The organism is Pseudomonas sp. 05T35 (genome assembly GCF_056396605.1).
Window position 1 is genome coordinate 1 of the sequence record NZ_JBFTLU010000225.1, and the last position, 7,594, is coordinate 7,594.

Genomic DNA, 7,594 nt, shown 5'->3' on the forward strand with positions numbered 1-7,594 from the left:
GATCCCATCCCGAACTCAGCAGTGAAACGATGCATCGCCGATGGTAGTGTGGGGTTTCCCCATGTGAGGAGTAGGTCATCGTCAAGATTAAATTCCGAAACCCCAATTGCGAAAGCAGTTGGGGTTTTGTTTTGCCTGCGAGAAAGTTGACTCTTACGATTTCTATGCAACGGTCTGGGGCATGGCTATCATGCGGACCTCATTGTGAGGCGATACTTGCATGCTGACGTTGTTAAAGCTCCTGAAGGACGGTCGTTTCCATTCTGGCCAAGCGCTGGGCGCTGCTCTAGGTATCAGTCGTAGCGCTGTGTGGAAACAGCTCCAGCACCTCGAGGCCGAGTTAGGGCTTTCTATCCACAAGGTGCGCGGTCGTGGTTACCAGTTGAGTGCGCCATTGACGCTACTCAACGCCGTGGAGATCAGTGAACATTCACCTGCTTGCGGCTGGCCCGTAATAGTCTTTGATTCGATTGATTCCACTAACGCTGAAGCTTTGCGCTCTATAGAGCGCGGAATGGCTGCGCCGTTTCTTGTTCTTGCGGAGCGACAAACTGCTGGTCGCGGTCGACGCGGCCGCAAGTGGGTGAGCCCGTTTGCCGAAAATATTTACTATAGCCTCGTGCTGCGAATTGATGGTGGGATGCGGCAGCTCGAAGGGCTTAGCCTGGTCGTCGGCCTTGCCGTGATGCAAACGCTGCGCGATCTGGGTATAGCCGAAGCTGGTTTGAAGTGGCCTAACGATGTCCTGGTGGGTGAAAAGAAAATCGCCGGCATATTGTTGGAGTTGGTTGGGGATCCTGCTGATGTGTGTCATGTCGTTCTGGGTGTGGGAATCAATGTAAATATGCAGATGGCTGATGAGGTTGATCAGCAATGGACTTCTATGCGTCTCGAAGCGGGTAGGGCGTTTGATCGTAATCTTCTAGTGGCGCGTTTGGGCGTTGTTCTCCAAGAGCATCTGAGTCGTCACCAGTCGGCAGGGTTTTCGGCGCTTCAGGCTGAGTGGGAGCAAGGACATCTATGGCAGGGGCGCGCGGTTTCGCTGATCGCCGGAGTGAACCGGATTGATGGTGAGGTGATAGGAATTGATGGTCAAGGCGCATTGCGTTTGAACGTGGGTGGCGTAGAAAAGGTGTTTAGTGGTGGTGAGCTAAGTCTGAGGTTGCGCGATGATTCTTGAGCTCGACTGCGGGAACAGCTTTATTAAGTGGCGTGTATTGCACGCAGACGCGGCACGCGTGGTTGCTGAGGGGGCGGTCGACTCGGATCTGGCCCTGTTGGAAAGTTTGCGCGGCTGTGATGGCTTGAATCTCAAGTACTGTCGCCTGGTAAGTGTAAGGACTAATGAGGAGACCGCTGCGCTAGTTTCCTTGCTGGTCGATGCATTCGGTGTAACGGTGTCCTGTGCGGCACCGGTTCGTGAAATGTCTGGGGTCCGCAACGGTTACGAGGATTATCAGCGGCTGGGCCTTGATCGCTGGCTTGCGATGCTTGGCGCATTTCATCTTGCCTCGGGAGCTTGCCTGGTTCTCGATTTTGGTACTGCGCTTACTGCAGACTTTATTGCGGCGGATGGCCAGCACCTTGGAGGTTTCATTTGTCCAGGAATGCCCTTGATGCGTAACCAGTTGCGCACCCACACCCGGCGAATCCGCTATGACGATCTTGCGGCATCCAGGGCGCTCGAGAGCTTTGAGCCGGGTCGAAATACGGTGGAGGCCGTGGAGCGTGGATGTTCATTGATGTTGAGAGGGTTTGTCCTGACACAACTGGAGCTGGCGCGCAGCTATTGGGGGCAGGAATTCTCGGTGTTCCTCACTGGTGGTGATGCAGGCCTGGTTTCCGGAGTCGTGCCAGAGGCGCGGGTGGTGCCGGATCTCGTCTTCGTAGGTTTGGCCATGGCGTGCCCATTGTCCTGAGGTTTATATGCGTTGGTTGTTTCTGCTGTTGCTGGTCCTCAATGTGTTCTATTACGTCTGGCACCAACAGGAGGCGCCCTTGCGGGCAAAGGACGTCACTCCGTTAAGTTTGTATAAAGGTTCGCAGCAGGACATTCGTCTGCTGAGTGAAACGCCTGATGCAGCGGCTGCGCGTGATAAGGGTAAATCTGTGCAGGCAGATACCAATTGCCTTTATCTGGGTGGTTTTGCTCGTCAGGAAACGGCAAAGACGCTTGAGCAGCGTTTGGCTGCTCTTGATATCAAGGTTCAGCAGCTATCGGTTTCTCTTCCTGATTCTGTTGGATATTGGATGCGCGTGGTTCCAGAGAGCAGGCGTTTGGCTGATGATTCCGTGCTGCAGAACCTTGCTAAAGAATTCAATGAGTTAAAACATAAAATAATGCCGTGCGAGGGGGTTGCAACTGCTGAATAGGTTGCATAGAATGGCGCCCGCTTCGCAGTGAAGACCTTTAGCGGTCAACGGTGCAAAGCGAGGTCAACGCAGCTAACCTCAGGTTTTTAATGAGAAAATGCTTGACAGAAGGCTGGCATGATGTAGAATGCCGGCTCGCTTAGGAGGGGTTCCCGAGCGGCCAAAGGGAKCAGACTGTAAATCTGMCGTCTACGACTTCGAAGGTTCGAATCCTTCYCCCWCCACCATTTTTAGCGTGAGCTGCAAGCTTACGCGGGTATAGTTTAGTGGTAGAACCTCAGCCTTCCAAGCTGATGATGCGGGTTCGATTCCCGCTACCCGCTCCAAGTTTGCAGGTTGTGCAAAGTGTTTCGCTCTTGTAGCTCAGTTGGTAGAGCACACCCTTGGTAAGGGTGAGGTCAGCGGTTCAAATCCGCTCAAGAGCTCCATATAACAAGGCAGATATGAAAATATCTGCCTTTGTTTTAATGGCTAGTGTGACTTGCTTAATTCTTCTCCTAGGGGTGATTTCGATGGCTAAGGAAAAGTTCGAACGTAATAAGCCGCACGTCAACGTAGGCACCATTGGTCACGTCGACCACGGTAAGACTACGCTGACTGCCGCTCTGACTCGCGTCTGTTCCGAAGTTTTCGGTTCGGCTAAAGTTGACTTCGACAAGATCGATAGCGCCCCAGAAGAAAAAGCTCGTGGCATCACCATTAACACTGCTCACGTTGAGTATGACTCGGCCGTGCGTCACTATGCGCACGTTGACTGCCCGGGTCACGCCGACTACGTGAAGAACATGATCACTGGTGCTGCTCAGATGGATGGCGCTATCCTGGTTTGCTCGGCCGCTGATGGTCCGATGCCGCAAACTCGTGAGCACATCCTGTTGTCCCGTCAGGTAGGCGTTCCGTATATCGTGGTTTTCCTGAATAAGGCTGACCTGGTAGACGATGCTGAGCTGCTGGAGCTGGTTGAGATGGAAGTGCGCGATCTGCTGAGCACTTACGACTTCCCGGGTGATGACACTCCAATCATTATCGGTTCTGCCCGTATGGCGTTGGAAGGTCTTGACGATAACGGGATGGGCACCACTGCTGTCAAGAAGCTGGTTGAGACTCTGGATAGCTACATCCCGGAGCCTGAGCGTGCTATCGACAAGCCGTTCCTGATGCCTATTGAAGATGTGTTCTCGATTTCGGGTCGCGGTACTGTTGTGACTGGGCGTATTGAGCGCGGTATCGTTCGCGTTCAGGATCCGCTGGAAATCGTTGGTCTGCGTGACACTACTACCACCACCTGTACTGGTGTTGAAATGTTCCGCAAGCTGCTCGATGAAGGTCGTGCAGGTGAGAACTGTGGTGTTCTGTTGCGTGGTACCAAGCGTGATGATGTTGAGCGTGGTCAGGTGTTGGTCAAGCCGGGTTCGGTTAAGCCGCACACCAAGTTCACCGCAGAAGTTTACGTTCTGAGCAAGGAAGAAGGCGGTCGTCATACTCCGTTCTTCAAGGGCTACCGTCCRCAGTTCTACTTCCGTACAACTGACGTGACTGGTAACTGTGAGCTGCCAGAAGGCGTTGAGATGGTGATGCCAGGCGATAACATTCAGATGACTGTTACCCTGATCAAAACCATCGCGATGGAAGATGGTCTGCGTTTCGCTATCCGTGAAGGCGGTCGTACCGTCGGCGCTGGTGTCGTAGCCAAAGTCATCGAGTAAGTTGTTGTAATGTCTTTTTTAGGCCGGCATAATGGTCGGCCTAATTTTGTTTTAGGTCAGTAGCTCAATTGGCAGAGCGACGGTCTCCAAAACCGTAGGTTGGGGGTTCGATTCCCTCCTGACCTGCCAGATTCACTCAGTGTGTCTGGCTTTCTTTTCACAGGATCTTCATAGATGACTCCTAAAGCTGAAGCTCAAGGCTCTCGCTTCGATCTGCTCAAGTGGCTTGTAGTAGTCGCCTTGGTGGTTGTTGGCGTTGTCGGCAATCAGTATTACCATGCTGCGCCGATCCTGTACCGTGTACTCGCTTTGCTTGTTATTGCTGCTGTAGCTGCCTTTGTAGGCCTGCAGACCGTCAAGGGCAAGTCTTTCTTTGTACTGGTTAAGGAAGCTCGCACAGAGATTCGTAAAGTCGTGTGGCCAACTCGCCAAGAAACCACGCAGACCACCCTGATTGTGGTGGCTGTTGTTCTGGTTATGGCGTTGCTGTTGTGGGGGCTTGATTCCCTGCTCGGCTGGCTTGTTTCCTTGATTGTTGGCTAAGGGTGTCCCGTGGCTAAGCGTTGGTACGTTGTGCATGCTTACTCGGGTTACGAGAAGCATGTCATGCGCTCGTTGATCGAGCGCGTAAAGCTGGCTGGCATGGAAGATGGCTTCGGCGAAATTCTGGTTCCCACTGAAGAAGTGGTTGAAATGCGTAATGGCCAGAAGCGCAAAAGCGAGCGTAAATTCTTCCCTGGTTACGTGCTGGTTCAGATGGATATGAATGAGGGTACTTGGCACTTGGTCAAGGATACTCCTCGGGTGATGGGCTTCATCGGCGGTACCGCTGATAAGCCTGCGCCGATCACTGACAAAGAGGCGGAAGCAATTCTGCGTCGTGTTGCTGATGGTAGTGACAAGCCGAAACCCAAGACTCTGTTCGAGCCGGGTGAGGTGGTTCGTGTTACTGACGGTCCGTTCGCTGATTTTAACGGCACAGTCGAAGAAGTTAACTACGAAAAGAGCCGGATCCAAGTCGCAGTGCTCATTTTCGGTCGCTCTACTCCGGTAGAGTTGGAGTTCAGCCAGGTCGAAAAGGTCTAGCCGAACAAGCATCCCAACCCCGCAGCCCTAGGCTGTGGGGTTTTGTCGTCACTGGGATAAACGCGCAAGTAACCGGGGAGCCTCTCGAGGCGTTCGAACCCGTAATTGGAGTGCCTCATGGCCAAGAAGATTACCGCTTACATCAAGCTGCAAGTGAAGGCCGCTCAGGCTAACCCAAGCCCACCTGTTGGTCCTGCTCTGGGTCAGCACGGCGTGAACATCATGGAATTCTGCAAGGCTTTCAACGCCCGTACTCAGGGTATTGAACCAGGTCTGCCGACTCCAGTGATCATCACTGTCTACAGCGASCGTAGCTTCACTTTCGAAACTAAAAGCACCCCGGCTTCGGTTCTGCTGAAGAAGGCTGCTGGTTTGACTAGCGGTTCCGCTCGTCCAAACACCGTTAAGGTTGGCACTGTAACTCGTGCTCAGCTGGAAGAAATCGCGAAAACCAAAAACGCGGATCTGACTGCAGCTGATATGGAAGCAGCCGTGCGTACTATCGCCGGTTCTGCTCGTAGCATGGGCCTTAACGTGGAGGGTGTGTAATGGCTAAGCTGACCAAGCGCCAAAAGGCTATCGCCGGCAAAATCGAAGCGGGCAAGGCCTACAACTTTGTAGACGCCGCTGCTCTGCTGGCTGAGCTGTCGACTGTCAAGTTCAGCGAGTCGTTCGACGTTGCTGTGAACCTGGGTGTTGACCCGCGTAAATCTGACCAGGTTGTTCGTAGCGCTACTGTGCTGCCACACGGCACTGGCAAGACCGTTCGCGTTGCTGTGTTCACCCAAGGCCCGGCAGCTGAAGCTGCTCTGGCTGCCGGCGCTGATCGCGTAGGCATGGACGACCTGGCTGCCGAAATGAAAGGCGGCGACCTGAACTATGACGTGGTTATTGCTTCCCCGGACGCAATGCGTGTTGTAGGTCAGTTGGGTCAGATCCTCGGTCCACGTGGCCTGATGCCTAACCCTAAAGTCGGCACCGTAACGCCAGACGTAGCTACCGCGGTTAAAAACGCAAAAGCTGGTCAGGTTCGTTATCGCACCGACAAAAACGGCATTATCCACACCTCCGTTGGCAAAGTCGGCTTCGATGCCGTCAAGCTGAAGGAAAACGTTGAAGCCCTGATCGCTGATCTGAAGCGTATCAAGCCAGCTTCCTCGAAAGGTATTTACGTCAAGCGCGTTACCCTGAGCACCACTATGGGCCCAGGTCTGGTCATCGACCAGGGTTCGCTCGACGCGTAAGACACAGATTGGCGCAAGTAATTGCGCCAATTGAAAAATTGGGGTCCCTGCCTGGCGGGGGCTATCCAAGACCGTAGGCGACGCAAGTCTTAAACMTCAAGCCTACGCAGATGGTGCTCCCGGTTCCTTACCGAATCAGACACCAAAACGACATCCGGCTTCGGCTGGATGAAACGGTAACAAGCAGGAGTTAAACCCGTGGCAATTAAACTCGAAGACAAGAAGGCCATCGTCGCTGAAGTCAACGAGGCTGCCAAAGCTGCTCTGTCCGCTGTCGTGGCTGATGCCCGTGGCGTAACAGTAGGCGCTATGACCGGACTCCGTAAAGAGGCTCGTGAAGCTGGCGTTTACGTACGTGTCGTACGTAACACCCTGCTCAAGCGCGCTGTTGCTGACACTGAATACAGTGTCCTCAACGACGTGTTCACTGGCCCGACCTTGATTGCATTCTCCAAAGAACATCCGGGCGCTGCTGCTCGTATCTTCAAGGAATTCGCAAAAGGTCAGGACAAGTTCGAGATCAAGGCAGCTGCGTTCGAGGGCAAGTTCCTCGCAGCTAACCAAATCGACGTACTGGCAACTCTGCCGACCCGTAACGAAGCAATTTCTCAGCTGATGAGCGTGATTCAAGGCGCTACCAGCAAATTGGCTCGTACTCTGGCGCCTGCCATGGTTCTGGAAGCTGTTGCCAAAGACGCAGCTGACAAAGCCAAAGCAGTTCTGGAAGAAGCAGGCGCTAAAGTCGAGCTGAAGTAAGCTTCGACTTTGCGTCTCCAGCCCGAGCGTTAAGCGAAAGGCTGATGGCTGGTGGCTCTTGCCACCGGCCTTTTTCCGTTATTGGCAGCCGACTGGGTCGGTGCCGATAACGAGCTGTAACCACCCGATGCGGTGGCGCAAACCATGGGGTTTGCACGATTTTCTGGCTGCTCCCGTCGGGAGGGGCCAAACAAGCAGGTGACCAAGCTGGGGAACGCTGATGGCTTACTCATATACTGAGAAAAAACGTATCCGCAAGGACTTTAGCAAGTTGCCGGACGTCATGGATGTGCCGTACCTCCTGGCCATCCAGCTGGATTCGTATCGTGAATTCTTGCAAGCGGGAGCGACTAAAGATCAGTTCCGCGACGTGGGCCTGCATGCGTCCTTCAAATCCGTTTTCCCGATCATCAGCTACTCCGGCAATGC

The 7,594-nt window shown here is 53.7% G+C and carries 10 protein-coding genes, 4 tRNA genes and 1 rRNA gene; all 15 read left to right on the plus strand.

Translation table 11 applies throughout. The features are described 5' to 3' along the window. Window positions 1–87, plus strand: a 5S ribosomal RNA gene (gene rrf / locus AC1DH9_RS17580); the annotation flags it as partial. A 133-nt stretch (window positions 88–220) separates the two neighbouring features. Then, window positions 221–1,180 (plus strand): bifunctional biotin--[acetyl-CoA-carboxylase] ligase/biotin operon repressor BirA, encoded by a 960-nt coding sequence (gene birA, locus AC1DH9_RS17585; RefSeq protein WP_427547356.1) that lies wholly within the window; start codon window positions 221–223, stop codon window positions 1,178–1,180. Next, window positions 1,170–1,919, plus strand: a complete 750-nt coding sequence (locus AC1DH9_RS17590; protein WP_427547353.1) for a pantothenate kinase — start codon at window positions 1,170–1,172, stop codon at window positions 1,917–1,919. The genes birA and AC1DH9_RS17590 overlap by 11 nt, the downstream gene beginning before the upstream one ends. A 7-nt stretch (window positions 1,920–1,926) precedes the next feature. Further along, window positions 1,927–2,373 (plus strand): hypothetical protein, encoded by a 447-nt coding sequence (locus AC1DH9_RS17595; RefSeq protein ID WP_427547350.1) that lies wholly within the window; start codon window positions 1,927–1,929, stop codon window positions 2,371–2,373. A gap of 142 nt (window positions 2,374–2,515) precedes the next feature. Next, window positions 2,516–2,600 (plus strand) — tRNA-Tyr (locus tag AC1DH9_RS17600). 25 nt (window positions 2,601–2,625) lie between these two features. After that, window positions 2,626–2,699, plus strand: a tRNA-Gly gene (locus AC1DH9_RS17605). A gap of 26 nt (window positions 2,700–2,725) precedes the next feature. Further along, a tRNA-Thr gene (locus tag AC1DH9_RS17610) sits at window positions 2,726–2,801 on the plus strand. Window positions 2,802–2,885: 84 nt separating this feature from the next. Beyond that, a complete protein-coding gene (gene tuf, locus AC1DH9_RS17615; RefSeq protein ID WP_427547347.1) occupies window positions 2,886–4,079 on the plus strand; it encodes an elongation factor Tu in 1,194 nt (397 codons plus the stop codon). 53 nt (window positions 4,080–4,132) lie between these two features. Continuing rightward, window positions 4,133–4,208 (plus strand) — tRNA-Trp (locus AC1DH9_RS17620). A 45-nt stretch (window positions 4,209–4,253) separates the two neighbouring features. Beyond that, entirely contained in the window at window positions 4,254–4,622 is a 369-nt protein-coding gene (gene secE, locus AC1DH9_RS17625) for a preprotein translocase subunit SecE (protein WP_019693884.1), read from the plus strand. Window positions 4,623–4,631: 9 nt separating this feature from the next. Then, window positions 4,632–5,165 (plus strand): transcription termination/antitermination protein NusG, encoded by a 534-nt coding sequence (gene nusG, locus AC1DH9_RS17630; protein ID WP_010443972.1) that lies wholly within the window; start codon window positions 4,632–4,634, stop codon window positions 5,163–5,165. Between the two features lie 117 nt (window positions 5,166–5,282). After that, window positions 5,283–5,714: a 50S ribosomal protein L11 gene (gene rplK, locus AC1DH9_RS17635; RefSeq protein WP_477808502.1), complete on the plus strand. Its 432-nt coding sequence runs from the start codon at window positions 5,283–5,285 to the stop codon at window positions 5,712–5,714. After that, complete coding sequence (rplA, locus tag AC1DH9_RS17640) at window positions 5,714–6,409, plus strand: 50S ribosomal protein L1 (protein ID WP_019693883.1); 696 nt, start codon at window positions 5,714–5,716, stop codon at window positions 6,407–6,409. The genes rplK and rplA overlap by 1 nt, the downstream gene beginning before the upstream one ends. Before the next feature lie 198 nt (window positions 6,410–6,607). Then, window positions 6,608–7,165, plus strand: a complete 558-nt coding sequence (rplJ, locus tag AC1DH9_RS17645) for a 50S ribosomal protein L10 (RefSeq protein ID WP_477808503.1) — start codon at window positions 6,608–6,610, stop codon at window positions 7,163–7,165. A gap of 220 nt (window positions 7,166–7,385) precedes the next feature. Continuing rightward, a partial coding sequence (locus AC1DH9_RS17650; protein ID WP_477808504.1) for a hypothetical protein occupies window positions 7,386–7,594 on the plus strand: 209 nt, incomplete at its 3' end.

What these genes read in the sequence shown, in the direction of transcription:
- rplA (WP_019693883.1), top strand. Translation starts at nt 5,714, where the DNA reads ATGGCTAAGCTGACCAAGCGCCAAAAGGCTATCGCCGGCAAAATCGAA.
- birA (WP_427547356.1), top strand. Translation starts at nt 221, where the DNA reads ATGCTGACGTTGTTAAAGCTCCTGAAGGACGGTCGTTTCCATTCTGGC.
- AC1DH9_RS17590 (WP_427547353.1), top strand. Translation starts at nt 1,170, where the DNA reads ATGATTCTTGAGCTCGACTGCGGGAACAGCTTTATTAAGTGGCGTGTA.
- secE (WP_019693884.1), top strand. Translation starts at nt 4,254, where the DNA reads ATGACTCCTAAAGCTGAAGCTCAAGGCTCTCGCTTCGATCTGCTCAAG.
- AC1DH9_RS17595 (WP_427547350.1), top strand. Translation starts at nt 1,927, where the DNA reads ATGCGTTGGTTGTTTCTGCTGTTGCTGGTCCTCAATGTGTTCTATTAC.